Source organism: Geminisphaera colitermitum TAV2 (genome assembly GCF_000171235.2).
Taxonomy (GTDB): Bacteria; Verrucomicrobiota; Verrucomicrobiia; order Opitutales; family Opitutaceae; genus Geminisphaera; species Geminisphaera colitermitum.
The window spans coordinates 55,243-68,373 of sequence record NZ_ABEA03000120.1; the positions used below are offsets into that span (position 1 = coordinate 55,243).

24 protein-coding genes are annotated in these 13,131 nt (G+C 60.2%); 3 read left to right on the forward strand and 21 right to left on the reverse strand.

The genetic code is table 11. From position 1 onward, the window contains the following. The first annotated feature begins 31 nt into the window (after window positions 1-31). Genes OBACDRAFT_RS14385 through OBACDRAFT_RS14390 form a run of 3 tightly spaced genes read left to right on the forward strand, consistent with a single transcriptional unit; the run spans window position 32 to window position 1,420 of the window. Window positions 32-691 (forward strand): SprT family zinc-dependent metalloprotease, encoded by a 660-nt coding sequence (locus tag OBACDRAFT_RS14385; protein WP_157837088.1) that lies wholly within the window; start codon window positions 32-34, stop codon window positions 689-691. Window positions 692-723: 32 nt separating this feature from the next. Then, window positions 724-1,125: a hypothetical protein gene (locus OBACDRAFT_RS28940; RefSeq protein ID WP_198529910.1), complete on the forward strand. Its 402-nt coding sequence runs from the start codon at window positions 724-726 to the stop codon at window positions 1,123-1,125. A gap of 4 nt (window positions 1,126-1,129) precedes the next feature. Beyond that, window positions 1,130-1,420 carry a helix-turn-helix domain-containing protein gene (locus tag OBACDRAFT_RS14390; RefSeq protein ID WP_157837089.1) on the forward strand — a complete coding sequence of 97 codons (291 nt, stop codon included), beginning with the start codon at window positions 1,130-1,132 and terminating at the stop codon, window positions 1,418-1,420. Window positions 1,421-1,766: 346 nt separating this feature from the next. Here the strand turns inward: OBACDRAFT_RS14390 and OBACDRAFT_RS14395 are convergent, their stop codons facing one another. From OBACDRAFT_RS14395 to OBACDRAFT_RS14485, 21 genes are all read right to left on the reverse strand, one after another. Beyond that, on the reverse strand, window positions 1,767-2,477 hold the full coding sequence (locus tag OBACDRAFT_RS14395; RefSeq protein WP_157837090.1) for a helix-turn-helix transcriptional regulator: 711 nt from the start codon (window positions 2,475-2,477) through the stop codon (window positions 1,767-1,769). Then, window positions 2,474-2,686 carry a hypothetical protein gene (locus OBACDRAFT_RS28305; RefSeq protein WP_157837091.1) on the reverse strand — a complete coding sequence of 71 codons (213 nt, stop codon included), beginning with the start codon at window positions 2,684-2,686 and terminating at the stop codon, window positions 2,474-2,476. Before OBACDRAFT_RS28305 ends, OBACDRAFT_RS14395 begins: the two co-directional genes overlap by 4 nt. Next, a complete protein-coding gene (locus OBACDRAFT_RS14405; protein WP_043586701.1) occupies window positions 2,683-3,603 on the reverse strand; it encodes a P-loop NTPase family protein in 921 nt (306 codons plus the stop codon). Before OBACDRAFT_RS14405 ends, OBACDRAFT_RS28305 begins: the two co-directional genes overlap by 4 nt. A gap of 33 nt (window positions 3,604-3,636) precedes the next feature. Then, window positions 3,637-4,452 carry a helix-turn-helix domain-containing protein gene (locus OBACDRAFT_RS25480; RefSeq protein ID WP_052362048.1) on the reverse strand — a complete coding sequence of 272 codons (816 nt, stop codon included), beginning with the start codon at window positions 4,450-4,452 and terminating at the stop codon, window positions 3,637-3,639. A gap of 87 nt (window positions 4,453-4,539) precedes the next feature. Further along, window positions 4,540-4,806, reverse strand: coding sequence for a hypothetical protein (locus OBACDRAFT_RS14415; RefSeq protein WP_043586704.1), 267 nt, complete (start codon window positions 4,804-4,806; stop codon window positions 4,540-4,542). Between the two features lie 42 nt (window positions 4,807-4,848). Next, window positions 4,849-5,226, reverse strand: a complete 378-nt coding sequence (locus OBACDRAFT_RS14420) for a hypothetical protein (protein WP_043586705.1) — start codon at window positions 5,224-5,226, stop codon at window positions 4,849-4,851. Between the two features lie 10 nt (window positions 5,227-5,236). Then, window positions 5,237-5,434, reverse strand: coding sequence for a hypothetical protein (locus OBACDRAFT_RS14425; protein ID WP_043586707.1), 198 nt, complete (start codon window positions 5,432-5,434; stop codon window positions 5,237-5,239). A 202-nt stretch (window positions 5,435-5,636) separates the two neighbouring features. Next, complete coding sequence (locus OBACDRAFT_RS14430; RefSeq protein ID WP_043586708.1) at window positions 5,637-5,963, reverse strand: hypothetical protein; 327 nt, start codon at window positions 5,961-5,963, stop codon at window positions 5,637-5,639. 20 nt (window positions 5,964-5,983) lie between these two features. Beyond that, window positions 5,984-6,268, reverse strand: a complete 285-nt coding sequence (locus tag OBACDRAFT_RS14435; protein WP_043586709.1) for a hypothetical protein — start codon at window positions 6,266-6,268, stop codon at window positions 5,984-5,986. Continuing rightward, on the reverse strand, window positions 6,261-6,551 hold the full coding sequence (locus OBACDRAFT_RS14440; protein ID WP_043586710.1) for a hypothetical protein: 291 nt from the start codon (window positions 6,549-6,551) through the stop codon (window positions 6,261-6,263). The genes OBACDRAFT_RS14435 and OBACDRAFT_RS14440 overlap by 8 nt, the downstream gene beginning before the upstream one ends. 92 nt (window positions 6,552-6,643) lie before the next feature. Then, complete coding sequence (locus OBACDRAFT_RS14445) at window positions 6,644-7,348, reverse strand: hypothetical protein (RefSeq protein ID WP_043586712.1); 705 nt, start codon at window positions 7,346-7,348, stop codon at window positions 6,644-6,646. 3 nt (window positions 7,349-7,351) lie between these two features. Next, window positions 7,352-7,660 (reverse strand): hypothetical protein, encoded by a 309-nt coding sequence (locus tag OBACDRAFT_RS14450; protein ID WP_043586714.1) that lies wholly within the window; start codon window positions 7,658-7,660, stop codon window positions 7,352-7,354. 25 nt (window positions 7,661-7,685) lie between these two features. Further along, window positions 7,686-8,078, reverse strand: a complete 393-nt coding sequence (locus tag OBACDRAFT_RS14455) for a VRR-NUC domain-containing protein (protein WP_043586715.1) — start codon at window positions 8,076-8,078, stop codon at window positions 7,686-7,688. Between the two features lie 4 nt (window positions 8,079-8,082). Continuing rightward, the gene (locus tag OBACDRAFT_RS28310) at window positions 8,083-8,259 is read right to left on the reverse strand and encodes a hypothetical protein (protein ID WP_157837092.1); all 177 of its coding nucleotides are present in this window, start codon (window positions 8,257-8,259) and stop codon (window positions 8,083-8,085) included. After that, on the reverse strand, window positions 8,256-9,143 hold the full coding sequence (locus tag OBACDRAFT_RS14460) for a PD-(D/E)XK nuclease-like domain-containing protein (RefSeq protein ID WP_043586718.1): 888 nt from the start codon (window positions 9,141-9,143) through the stop codon (window positions 8,256-8,258). The genes OBACDRAFT_RS28310 and OBACDRAFT_RS14460 overlap by 4 nt, the downstream gene beginning before the upstream one ends. A 20-nt stretch (window positions 9,144-9,163) precedes the next feature. Further along, window positions 9,164-9,385, reverse strand: a complete 222-nt coding sequence (locus OBACDRAFT_RS14465; protein WP_043586719.1) for a hypothetical protein — start codon at window positions 9,383-9,385, stop codon at window positions 9,164-9,166. Further along, complete coding sequence (locus tag OBACDRAFT_RS14470; protein ID WP_043586723.1) at window positions 9,382-10,623, reverse strand: hypothetical protein; 1,242 nt, start codon at window positions 10,621-10,623, stop codon at window positions 9,382-9,384. Before OBACDRAFT_RS14470 ends, OBACDRAFT_RS14465 begins: the two co-directional genes overlap by 4 nt. A 3-nt stretch (window positions 10,624-10,626) precedes the next feature. Beyond that, complete coding sequence (locus OBACDRAFT_RS14475; protein ID WP_052362049.1) at window positions 10,627-11,763, reverse strand: hypothetical protein; 1,137 nt, start codon at window positions 11,761-11,763, stop codon at window positions 10,627-10,629. A 489-nt stretch (window positions 11,764-12,252) separates the two neighbouring features. Beyond that, window positions 12,253-12,606 (reverse strand): hypothetical protein, encoded by a 354-nt coding sequence (locus OBACDRAFT_RS14480; RefSeq protein WP_043586726.1) that lies wholly within the window; start codon window positions 12,604-12,606, stop codon window positions 12,253-12,255. Then, on the reverse strand, window positions 12,603-12,764 hold the full coding sequence (locus OBACDRAFT_RS28315) for a hypothetical protein (RefSeq protein ID WP_157837093.1): 162 nt from the start codon (window positions 12,762-12,764) through the stop codon (window positions 12,603-12,605). The genes OBACDRAFT_RS14480 and OBACDRAFT_RS28315 overlap by 4 nt, the downstream gene beginning before the upstream one ends. Beyond that, the gene (locus tag OBACDRAFT_RS14485) at window positions 12,761-13,108 is read right to left on the reverse strand and encodes a hypothetical protein (protein ID WP_043586728.1); all 348 of its coding nucleotides are present in this window, start codon (window positions 13,106-13,108) and stop codon (window positions 12,761-12,763) included. Before OBACDRAFT_RS14485 ends, OBACDRAFT_RS28315 begins: the two co-directional genes overlap by 4 nt. Window positions 13,109-13,131 lie beyond the last annotated feature (23 nt).

Consider the following 13,131-nt stretch of genomic DNA (forward strand, 5'->3'; position numbering starts at 1 on the left):
ACAACAAAAACCGCAAACGACCAAAAACATCATGGGCAAAATTACCATAACATCAAAGCGAAGGGGAGCCACTGGCACGGCTTCGCCGTCCGCTGACCCCAAAGACCGCGAAGCATACTTGATGCGCGCGGCTGAATTGCTGCGCGAAGACTTCCGCGCTGCCGGTTCTGACATTCCGCCTGTCCGCCTCTCCGTTGGCTTTCCAAAGCGCGGCGGCAAATCGGCCATTGGCTCATGCTGGAAGCGCGAAGCGAGCAAGGATGGTGCTTTTCAAATTTTCATTTCTCCGGTCTTGGAGGACTCCATTGAGGCGCTGGCCGCGCTCGCACACGAGCTTTGCCACGCCTGCACGGATTGCACCGGCCACGGCTCCGATTTTGGCCGCATCGCGCGCGCCATCGGCCTTGAGGGAAAGCTGACCGCAACCTACGCCGGGCCAAAGCTGACAGCGCGTTTAAACGCTCTGATCGAGGGTGAGCTTGGCAAGTATCCGCACGCCGCGCTCACGCCGGAACAGTCGGGCGTGAAGAAACAGGGCACACGCCTCGTCAAGTGTGTGTGCGAAGAAAGCGGATACACCGTCCGCACAACGCGCCAGTGGCTCGTTCAATACGGACCGCCAATCTCGCCAGCGTCGAAAAAGCCGATGAAGGTCGAAGGCGTTGACGCGCTGGAAGGGGGTGCGGAATGAGCGCAGAGGCAATTCCTTCGCCCGGCGACCATGTGCAAGGCACACACCTGCTTGGCGCGACCTATACCGGGGTCATTCGCAGTCGCCGCCCCCATACTATCGACCGAGACACAACGATTTTTGAGATACTCTTCGATAAGCCAACCGAACTCGGGAAAAATGACGTGCGTGAATCAATTATCGTCAGCGCGACACCACCAACTTTCCATGGCGACACACAGTGGCAGGATGGGCATGGTGGATGGTTTCGTGTCATAGGACAGCACGGCCTCGCCGATGAACTGCGAAACCGGTTCGCACATTTTTACAAGCAGACGGACGGCACATATCGCTTTCCAAACTCCTGCGAGGGCGACCTTTTAAAAATGACTGCTCGGCTTCTCGGGATTCTGCCAAGCGCACCTTCGTCGCCGCATATCACACATGACAATTGACGCCATGAATCAGATCGACACAACGGGCTCCATGCCCAAAATCGCCGATACGTTGACCAACATCGAAAAACTCAAAATCCTTTGCGACCGCGAAGGATGGACCTCAACCGACGACGCCGGACCAAACATCGGCATCACGCCCAGCACACTACGCAGCTACTTCAACGGCAACCGCAATCCAGGGAAGTTCACCGCCCTCTACATCGACAACCTCGTGCAAAGCTACGAGGCAGAGGGCCGAAAGGGGCTCCGCAAATTCGTGAAAGGTGCGGCCAAGATACTGACAGAATCCTGATCACACCTCCACCAAGACTCACGCCCGACTCTCATCATGGGGTCGGGCTTTTTTGCGGCCTGATTTCAACCTCGTGAGTGTAACATGCGCGCGAACGTCACACACAGGAGAGGCGGTTGCTGCCGCGGAACCACAACAACAATGGGCCGGGCAAAAAGATTCCTTGCCGGGGGTGGTATGAACCCCGCTGATGGCTGTATCAGTTCGCCCGATACGTAATCATTAGCCCTTCGACTAACTGCCGCGCGCTGCGACTGTAGGCTTGACGGATTTCCGGCGTATCCCCCATTAGAATACTTGCCGCGTGCGCCGCGACGTTTGGCATTCGATCCTAAATCCATCCTCTTCAGTTACGCGATGGATCAGACGGTGGCGTGATCCCCTCCACGTTCGCCTTCGCGCGATGGACCTTCCGCATCAGGCTTCGCGTCTTCTCGCTGCGTCCGCCTCGTGCCGCGATGCCAAAGCGGTCGCGAAACTGGCAGGCGTAGCGGGAAAGGATCGTGTCCGTGCAGCCAAGGCGCTTCGACAGTTGGTGCATGGAGATGCCGTCGAGCGCGTCAGGCTTGAGAACCCATAGCGCCGCGATGGTGCGCAGGCCAACGGTGCGCGCGTCGGGCGGCTTCGGATGCGGGGTGCCCGCTGACAGGTCTGGCATCGTAAGCATGTGGCAGAACTCGCCGAGGCCATGCGCGAGGCTGGCGAAGTTCTCGCCGCCGTCCGGTTGTTGCGCAGCGCCCTCCGCTTCCTCCACGGCATCGTAATCGAAATCGACGTAATCGTGAGCGTGGCGGATCGGATGCAGTTCACGAGGGGCAGGGCAGTGGAGGGGCGCGTGTTGCTTTTTGTCGCTTCGCGTCGCTTTCTGTCGCTTCGTTATTTTTTTTCCGGTAGCCCGAAAATCGGGATGCGCAGTGAGCCAGGCACGCGCATCGGCCAGCGTGAACCGGCCTGCGAAGGCTGGCGCGAAACCGGCCTGCTGCATCCGATGGACGTAATGACGCGACCTGCCGAGCGCGGCGGCGAGTTCCTTGCGAGAGAGAAGACGATCGCTCACTGCGATCCTCTCCTTCCATTCTCGACACGCACGCAGCCGCGAATGCCTGCCGCTTTAAGCCATGCCTTGGCCCAATTGGTCTTTGTGTGGCAATCGGTGCAGACCATGCCGCCGATCTCGGAGTCGGGCCATGTTCCGGCGTCGGACATGCAGCAGGCGCAAAGGTAAACGAGCTTCCCGGATGCTGTTTGGACAGGTGGCGTGGTCATATCCGAAACTCCTTTCGTCCGTCTGTGCCGGTGGTGACGGTGCCCTGATCGGCTCGGCGCGCGTGGATCGAATCGCAGAGAGGATCGCGCAGGCGGCGAACGATGGCTGCGCCCGTAGCCTCCTGCTTGAACCGGGAGACGAGGTCAGCGCCGACATACTGCGTCGTTACGACGACGTGCCGGTGCCAGTTGGCGCGAGTGCGCAGCAGCTTCAGCAGGCGCTGTTCCTTCTTAAAATCGGGCACATCGTTGCCCAAGTCATCAATGATGAGGACCGGCACGCTGAACGCCTCCTGCGGCATGGAATCGAGCAGGTCGATGGCTTCGATCAGCATGACGCCGACGCCCTCTTCGCAGAGACGGCGGTAAAGCTGCCAGCAAACGCGCGTCTTGGCGCTGTCAGTGTCGCCGTGAATGACCAGACCGCGCTTTGGCGCACGGCCTTCGCTGGGGCACCATTGCGCGCCCCAATCCATAACGCGTTTAAACAGTGTGGCGCTGCCTTTGGCGTTGTCCCAATCTGGCCGGAACTCGGTCGGGCAAATGCGCTCCCAAAGCTCGCGGTTGCGGCGTGCCGCCTCCTGGTCGATCTTCGCGGCCTCGTAGCAGGCCTCGCAGCAGTTCACGGCAAACCAGCCGGGGGCAAGCCGTGCGTCGATCTGACGCCAGAGTTGGCTAAGGGGCTTGCCGCACACCTTGCACTTGCCGTCGTAGGGGTGCGGGTGCCCGGTGAAGTCGTCGAGGCCGCGCAAGAGCAGCGCGCCTTGCATTTCGGAAGCAAGCGGGATTTCGGCGAACGCTGTCGGCCCGCTGTGGCGCGCCGCATCGGATGGCGGCGGCGGTGCGTAGTCGTCGGGCCAGCCCCCGCCGAACGGGTTGCCCTCGATGTCTGTCGTATCGGTTTCGGTTGTCTGCATGTTTGGTCGTTTGCGGTTTTGTTGGTGAGCCGATCAGAAGCCTTTGCTGTGATCGGAAAGCGGCATTTGGAACGGATTCCCTCCGGGCCGATGGGTTGGCGGTGGCGGCGGGTTGGCACACTTCGCCCACCACTTGGCGAGGGCGGAGGCTGAGAGCGTCACGTCGGGCATGTGGAGGCGGTAGTTCGCGGCGCGGCGGGCGATTTCGTCGGGTGTCAGGCCGGGGACGACGCGGCGGATGTCGGCAAGGGCGACGCCCACGGCACGGGCGGCGGGCTTCGTGAGTTGCGCCGGGTCGGAGCCATCGACGGCGGCAAGGGCGTCGAAAAGCGGGTCGCGCTGGCGAGGCTTTGGCGCGGCTGGCGGCGGTTCGGATTGAGGCAAGGGCAGTTCGTTGCCGGGCGTCTCGGCAATCGGCGCGGCGGCGGATGCCGACGCTCTATCTCCATTCCCTTCCTTTCCCTGTTCCTTTCCCTTCCTTTCCAGCGACGAACGTTCGTCGAGTGCTCGTCGAACATTCGACGAATCCTCTTTTTCAGGAGGCGAATCAGAGGGAGCGGCACCGTCAAAGAATGGTTTTATTTTCGATTTTGACGGGCGATCTACGCGCTGATGTTCAGCGAAACTCACGATGCGGCCAGTCGGTCCATGAGACGAGTGCTCGCGCAGTTCGACGAACCCAATTTTCGAGAGGTCGTCGAGTGCTCGTCGAACATTCGACGAATCCTCGTCGAGTGGTCGCAGAGCGGCGCGAATCAGGCGGGCATCGGCGTAAAAATAGCCCTCGTCGTCTGCGTAGTTAAGCAGGCCGATAGCGAGAAGTTTTGATGCGTCAGACTGGCGCACCATGACAGGGTGTGACCAGAACTCAGGTTTGATGGTGCGGATTCTCAATGAGTGTTTTCCTTTCTGATATACGAACGCCGGTTGGCAGAATCAGGTGTTACGCTCTTCGACTTCGGCCTTGATGATGAAACAGTCATCTTTGATGAAACCGCGCACCAGTGTGCCTTTAAGTGCTGTCCGTACAACGGGAGTGAGTGGCACCAGCGCCTCAACGATCTGGTGGAATTGCTCGAAGCTCGCATCGAACTTTTCGCAAATTGCGGTTTCAATTTCTGACGAATCGGCGTCTTCGCTCAAATTCAGCAGGGCGCGTGCTAGTTCTTCCACATCCATCCAGTCTATTTTTGTATTTTTCATTTTTGTATTGGGAAAAAATTGCGTAACCAGACGGTGGCGCGGTCACTCCGTGCCGCGCACCTCGGTGTTACGCTCTTCGAGTCCTTGGCGCTGGCGGTGCAGGGCAAAGACGGCATCGGCGTGCGGATCGTCGCTGGCAGGCGCGTTGCACCGATGCGAGTCCTGCACGGCGTAGATCATCTTCCATGCTGGATTTTTCGGATTCACTTTCCCGAGCATTGCGGAGTGGCAGGCGGTGATCGTCGCATCGAGCAGGTCCATGCGTGAGGCGGCATCTCGGAGACCGAGAATTTCGCATTTGATCTCACGCTCGCTCTCGTCATCGAACGCGCCGACGGCATTGAGCATTTCGTCTTTTTCGTCCGCCTGAGCCCGGAGCCAAGCGGCCGAACCAAGTGCTAGTTTGTGTGTGTTTTCCATATGTGTGTCCTCATAGATTGTTGTCGTCGTAGTCCCATTGGTCTGCGCTGTCGTCGATTTCGTCACAAAGTCCGCCTGCGAGCACGCCAGCGCACGGCACGTCTCCTAACCGGCATCGGCAGTGTTTTGCCATGCTTTCGACCCAAGCCTGATACTCGGGATCATCCGTCATATCGAGAGGCGTCACGTTTTCGCATTTCGGTTTCATGGCATTCAAAAAAGCGTAACAATTCACCCCTCCAAACCCTACGGGTTGGAGGCTTTTGGGTTAGAACTCAAAGCTACGCCGCCGGATTGTGTGAGCAGATACTCATGGGCAGCGTATCTGGTGTCGATTCCCCGGAGGAAATCCACGAGTTTTTGGGCGAGGGGTGGGATTGTATCGTTCATAAATTTTGTATCCAAAAAGTCTAACCATGCGACTCGTGCGAGGCTTCGCCCGCACGGTCTGAGGTGTTCAGCGGAGCGCTCACGCGCCGAGCCTCGAAGGTGCGACGCCGCTCCGCCCGCTTTTCGTTTTTCCATTCGAGCATCGTCTTGCCGAAGTGGGCCTCGGCGCATGAGGCGCAAAACCAGACGCCGCAGTATAGGCAGCGATAAGCCAGTTCCAACGCACGGGGCCGGCCACAGGGGCAATGCACGGTGTGCGCCGAAACAGCCTCCGCCCATTGCGTTTCGAGGGTTTGTTTTTTGGCCGGATCATCGGCCATCGTTATGTATTCGATCTGGGCAGGCATTTTGAAAATCGCTGAACCATTCACTCGACGCGACCTGTCGGCGCGTCATTCGGGGTGTCCGAATCGGAATCTTTCTCGCGCTCCATCTGGTCTATAACCATTGCCATGCTAATGCTCATGTGACCAAGACACAGCACTACGAGGACGCCGAAGAAGTTGGCTTTTGCGACGATGCCCCCACCAGCCAACACGAAAAAAGCGTAACCCATAAAGCGGAAGACCGCTTCGCCGAGATAGAGGAACAGGCCCGGCCAACCATTCGCGGGAGGCAACGCCTCTGGCTTTTGTTGTGTTTCGTTATCCATTGGTGCGTGCCTCCGCTGGTGTGTTAGACTGGAGCCGAGGGGCGCGATACTGGCAGCCAGTGCCGGGGGAAATGGTCCATCCCTCGTAGTCTCCATTGAGCCACGGGGTCCACCTACCGCTTCCCTCGCGGTAGCGGTATTGGTAGCCGGGCCGGCGCTTCTGGCCGGGCCGAAGCCGAACATACTTGGGCTTCGCTATTGCCTCACGCTCCCACCTGTCGCACTTGCGCAGCATCGCACGGAGCGTCTTGGTTTCGGCGGCAACGGAGTCGTCGTCATTCATGATAGTCCAGCGTCGCGGGCCACATGCGACAATGTTGTATCCGCGATAATTGTAGAACCCGCGCTTGATCCTAAAGGGCTTGTGTTTCGTTTTCATAAGCCTCCTTTCTTGGCGGCATCCCATGCTGCCAACGACTCGTTACCGATTGTCACGATCGCCCCTTCATGACGCATGACATTACAAACAAACTTGAGGTCGGATGCCAGCGCATCACCAGCGGCGGCCAAGGCGGCGACATGGGCGCGGAGGGAAGCCCATTCCTCGTAGATTCGCTTAAGCGCGTCTATAGCACCTTCGCCGCCAAACGCTCCGTGGCGGTCGATTATGTTCACCATGGCGCCCCATTCATCGCGCAGATTTACATAGTCCGCGCCCATTTCGGCTGGCGTCTTGGCAAACACATCGGCAGCCCTCATCAAGTCGCCCAAAATGAACTCTGCTTCTTCGGGGCTGAATCCATATTCAGCGATGACAATAGAGGCTTTCGGTGACGCTTCGCCACTCCATGTATTAGCCTCTCTGGCAAACGGCTCCAATGCCTCCCGCAACTCCGCAACCAGTGCCTCGGCGGCTTCGGCACGGCGCTTCCAGTCGAGCCAACACACGTCCTTGGTTGCTTGGCAATTCAGCGCCTCGGCAAGTTTGGTGGCACTGTCCGGACCCTCGCTCCATACACAACCAACAAGCAATGCACTGTCAGGGGCGTCGGGGCTTCCATACCACACGTCGCGGGGCAGGTTTGGAAAAACAAAGTAATATGGCGCGTTTAAACGCTCTGTATTCGTTTTGTCATTCATGGCTCAGAAGGGCTTTCCGTTTTGAAGCATTCCGGGGAACGCTGCGGTCACAGCGGGAGGAGCGGGAGGAGCGGGAGGAGCGGGATTTTTGAGCGGCGCGTCGAAGGCGAGGCGCGAGACCACGGTTTTGTTTGCCGGGTGGATCTCGCAGAGATCGGCAACGGAGTAGCCGTCAATGCCAAAGCCCTTTCTGCTCCGCTTGTGGAACGCGCCAAGCGCGGCGGCGCCATCGACAGCCCATGCTTCGCTGATCCGGTCCTGCTCAAGTGGCGTGTCGTCCTTGAGCCGATAAGTGATTCGGTATAGTTTCATTGGTCGTTTGCGTATTTATTTTTCACTACAGGGCGATTTCGCGCCCCGTCAGATATTGTGTGACGGCCTGCTGCGCCTGATCGAAGGTGCGGACGACAACGGCCTCGTAGCCTTGGCCGCGCAGTGCGGACATGACCTGCTGTTGCTCTTCCCGCACGCGCCCGATAGTCGTCTTGAACTCAAGAAACAGGCCGTGTGCCTTGCCGCCGCGCGTGATGTTCGGGACGGCAAGGCAGATGTCGGGGATTCCGGCGCGAACGCCTTCCCCCTTCAGAATGGAGCCGGTGACGGCGTTGCGAGCGCCACCATTCGGCACCGCGAAAAGGAGCCGGGCGTCAGGCACGCCAAGCCCCCTGTGAGCGAGGTTCCACCAAGCGACGAACGCGGCCTGAAGGCGGCTCTCGATGTGACGTGGCATGGCGTCAGTTCCTTCCTTGCTGCGTGAGGGTCTTGTGAAGGCGTTTGTAGAAACGCTGCTTCTCTTGCTCTGCCTTACGCTGCCGGACGGTTGCGAGGTGGTCGCCGATGAGCACGCCGCCAATCGTGGAGAGCGTGGCGATGCCCATTGACGCGAGAAGCGATGCGAGTTGGCCGCTCATGACCACACCTCCGCAACCTGTTCCTTCGCCCGCGAATAATACCACGGCGAAAGGTCGATTTCCTCAAGCTCCAGCGAAGCGTTCGGCCACCAGTTGCGCGCGTAGCACTTGTCGAGGTCGAGGAGGAGGCGCGAGACCTCATCCTGACCTTGCGCAAGCGCACGATACGACAGACGGCAGACCTTCACGCCGCCCGGCGCGCATTTCTCGGCAGGCACGAAAAAGAAGTCGCGCACCTCAATGCCGAGCAACGAAAGCACAGCCATGTAGAACGCGGCCTGCCGATGGTAGCCATGCTCCTCGAAGCCGCGCTGCCAGTTGCCAAAAGCGCTCTCCTCAAGCGTGGCACACGTCTTGATGTCGAGGATGTAGGGACGGCCTTGCGACAACTCGCAGCCCTCTTCGTTGATCCAGTCTGTGCGGACCTGAAGAGGCGGGCAATGCGGCAAACCTGTCGCCTGCACGCGCCACGAGATTTCCGGCTCGCCCCTCGCCAGAAGTTGAGCGGCGACGGGATGGGCATGGATGTTCGTGGCCATAGCCTCTACCTCGCGGAGGGCTTGCGCGGTGAGAGTTTCCTTGCCGTCTGCTGACGCGAGGAATGCCGCGTAAGCTGCCTTGCCCTCTTTGGTGCGGCGGTCGATGCCTTCGGGCTGAATGACGAACTCGCGCTCGAACACCTCGCGTCCCTCAAGGGCCAGACAATGGAGCGCACGACCAAAGGACTTCGCCTCCGAGTCCTCGTCCCTTAGCGTCTTTGCAATGTAGCGCTGATAGTAAAGCTGCGGACCACCCGGCTTGCGGGCGAATGGGCGAAGCTTTGACGCAGAGATGGCAACGGTGGCGTGATAATCAGCGGAGGACTCGTCCGTGATCCGCCCCATGCGTGGGGAAGTGACGTTTATCATTTTGCACCGCCTTTCTTCGTGGCCTTCGCCGGGCCGCGTTCCTTCAGATTCAGGCGGGAAACGGTGTCGCTACCGAAAACGCGCTCCAAGCGCGACAAGGGCGTGACTACGCCGCCAAGACGGGCGGCTTGCGTCGAGGCAAAATCGTAGTCCGCCGTCCAAAAACCGCCCAGCACATGGTTTGTGCCGGGCTTGATGACGACGTATTGGCGCTTCACTTACGACCTCCCTTTTTCAAAAGAGGGGCGGTGAAGGTGGCGTTGTCACGCACGTCCACGTAGCCGGACTTCGCGAGCACCGGGGCGGTGAAGGTGGCGTTGGCACCCACGTCCACGTAGCCGGACACTTCCGCGAGCACCGGGGCGGTGAAGGTGGCGTTGGCACGCACGACCACGGAGCCGGACTTCGCGAGCACCGGGGCGGTGAAGGTGGCGTTGGCACCCACGTCCACGTAGCCGGACACTTCCGCGAGCACCGGGGCGGTGAAGGTGGCGTTGGCACGCACGTCCACGTAGCCGGACACTTCCGCGAGCACCGGGGCGGTGAAGGTGGCGTTGTCACCCACGACCACGGAGCCGGACTTCGCGAGCACCGGGGCGGTGAAGGTGGCGTTGTCACGCACGTCCACGTAGCCGGACACTTCCGCGAGCACCGGGGCGGTGAAGGTGGCGTTGGCACGCACGTCCACGTAGCCGGACACTTCCGCGAGCACCGGGGCGGTGAAGGTGGCGTTGGCACGCACGTCCACGTAGCCGGACACTTCCGCGAGCACCGGGGCGGTGAAGGTGGCGTTGGCACGCACGTCCACGTAGCCGGACACTTCCGCGAGCACCGGGGCGGTGAAGGTGGCGTTGTCACGCACGTCCACGTAGCCGGACACTTCCGCGAGCACCGGGGCGGTGAAGGTGGCGTTGGCACCCACGTCCACGTAGCCGGACACTTCCGCCAAATTCGGCGCATCAATTTTCACGCCTTCCGCCACGGCAAAACTACCGTCAATCTTCGTGATGGCCGGATGAAGCGAGCGGATCGGCTTTTGCGCATCGGCGTAAAGCGAGGTTTTAACAAGCTTTTCAATGACGCGCTTCGGCGTGTCAGGATGATGGAGCACGCGCCAGCGCACGTCCGCGTATTCCTCGCCGGCGAAATACCCGCCGTCGAATAGCATTCGCTCCGCGTGCTCCTTCGGATCGGCGAGCAGTTTGGCAAGGTTGGTGTAGTGCTCCTCAATTACCTTTGCCTGCCGCTCGTTCGTATGGTCGCGTGCGATGCGACCAAGGCCGGGGATACTGCCCTCGCAGTCCCATTCGGCCTCGACAAAAAATGCGCCGCGAAAGTCAGCCATCTGGTCATTTTCGCGCCAGAGGGCGGCGGCAACCGCGCCGGAGTGAGAGTTTGCCGCAATGTGTGCCTTTGCACCGTCGCGACGGACAACGATGGAATGGAAGTCGCACATGGCTTATTTCCCTCCTTTCTTGCCGAGCGTCGGCACAGCATAACGGAGCTTGGCAAGGGTTTCGGTGGTCAATTCCCACACGTCGAGAACGTCGTTTGGCACGAGCTTCGCGCGCTTGGCGTAGTCGAACAGCTTCGACTCGCTGACACCGTGGTCGAGCATGAGGGTTTGCAGGGCGCTGACGATCTCGTCGCGACCCTCTTCCGGCGCGTCAACGCTAGTGTCTTTTTCGGCGTCAGCGGGCGCAGGCGACTCTTCCGTGGCGGGCTGCGTTTCGGTATTCGCGGACCCGTCAGCGGGGGGCGGGGTGTCCGCCTGTTGTTGCTGTTGCTGCGCGGCACCGCCGAGCGTGGCAGCGAGCTTTTCCCCGGCAGCGGTCGGTTCGATCTTCTTGGGATCGGGAAAAGCCTCGTCAATGGACACATCGCCGTCGCTGATGGCTGTCTTGAAACCGGTGAGGATTTCGAGATGCTCAAGCGTCACGTCTTCGATGCCCTTGACGGACAGGGCGGCGAAAATGCGCTCTTTTGGGACGCCCATCTTCACGAAATACTCGATCGCCACGGCACGGCGCTGCACGAGGCTCTTCGCGTCGCCGATGGCGAGTTTCTTTGCCTGCTCGTAGATCGGCTTCACCAGCGCGAACGGCACGACCTTGAAGGTCGCGTTGCGCAGTGCGATGGAGCACGCGGCATTGCCCGCGACGACCTGCATGTCGTCGGAGAACTTTTGGCCGGTCTTCGTCGTGATGCGGCGGCGCGTCTCGATGGAGATGCACACGTTATTTTCGAGATCGTGGACGACGCCTTGTGCCACGAGCACCTTGCCATCGTTGCCGATGACACGCGCTCCGGCGCGAATGTGGCCGTAGCTGGCGAGGGCAATTTCGGCCATGCGGGCGGACGGGCCTTGGATCGGCTTGCTGTCGCCGCCCTTGCGAGCCGGGAGCGTGTAGAAGCAGCTTGCGGCGGTCTCCTGATCGAGCGTCGCGAGGCTGAGCATCTTGTTTTTAACCTGCGTCAGTTGACGCGGGTATTTGCGGGCGGTGGCAATTTGGATGTCGGTGGAGGCGCGCTCCACGACTTCCAGTGCGGAAGGCTCGACTACTTCGAGCGGGTTGTTTTCAATATATGCGGACATGATTGCTTACTTGGTCGTTTGCGGTTGTGTTCGCCCTGTCATCCGAAAGGACGGCGGGGCATTTTTTTGTGGGAACCGTATCCGCTTCGGCGCTACTAACGCCGCTACGTGATCCCCGTCGTGGTGCAGTCTTAGGGGGCGGATACGGGTGAGGGGTGCGGACGGCGGTGTTTCATACGAGCCGATGCTCTGTCGCGGGGTCTCCCCGCGCACCATGCCGCCGTCCGAAAGTGGGAACACCATTGTGCGGGCAGGACGCCACGCCTGCTCTGGTTATCAGCCTCAGGACTACCCTATTCCACTGTTTCTCGCTCGAAGATTCCTAGGTTTCCGAACGTTGTTATGGCCTTACTCTCATCCGTCGCTACGGGTCGTCTCATGGTGTGTTTTTGTATTCAGCACTCAGGGACAGAAGCTACCCGCACGCTGCGCACTCGCGCTACCGCTCAATGGTGAAAATGTGAAAGAACGAAGAGGCGAGGCGGACGGCTACCAGTGCCGCCCCTTCCTCATATTGGGGTCCGTATTCCACCGCTCCTCCTCGGAAAGCGGGATGCGGTAGGGACAGCCTCCGGGCAGGGTGTGAATCACACGCGCCTTGCATCGGTCGGTTACAAATTGGTGACGCCTGCCGATAATGGCGGCGAACTCGCGCGCCGTGAACCAGCCGCGAGCATGACCAGCGGCGCGGGCCTGCCTCGCCTCAATCGCATCGTCTGGCAGGGTTGGAGCGAGTGAAAGCGCGGCGTTTAAACTCTCCGTAAGAGCGTCAACCTTGGCGTGGAGAGAAGCGAGATAGTTGTTGTTAATGGAGGGAGAACTGGCGGCGGCGGTATTACTCATCGCGCACCTCCCTGCCTAGCGCCTAGCGGGATGGTGCCGAGGCGGCGCGCCTCGCGTTCATGCTGACGGCGTAAGAGCACGCCAAGCGTGAGGAGTGCCGCCGCCACACCAGCAAGGGCGGCGGCACAATGGGAAATGACAAGGACCGGCGGCGTCATTTGCTGGCCGCTCCTTTCTTCGCCTTTGGCTTGCCGGGGATGACGAAGGGGACGGGGGGCATCCGGCGAAGGTAAAGCTTCACCTCGACACGTTCGCGGGCGTCAATCATGCCGCTCATGAGCGTGTCGAGCGCGGCCATCCAGTTTTTTGCCGCCTCAATGTTGACGGAGCGAGGCGGGACGGTCAGGGAGCCGCAATCGGCGATCCTTCGCGCGACTTCGCGCATTTGTGAATACACCGTAAGGTGTGCATTGACGGTCTCGGCAATTTCCGGGGCCGTTTTTTGGGCGAGGTCAGGGATCAACTCGCCGCGATACTGAGGTTTGGTCGTTTGCGGTTTCATGATGGTCGTTTGCGCTGCTGTGG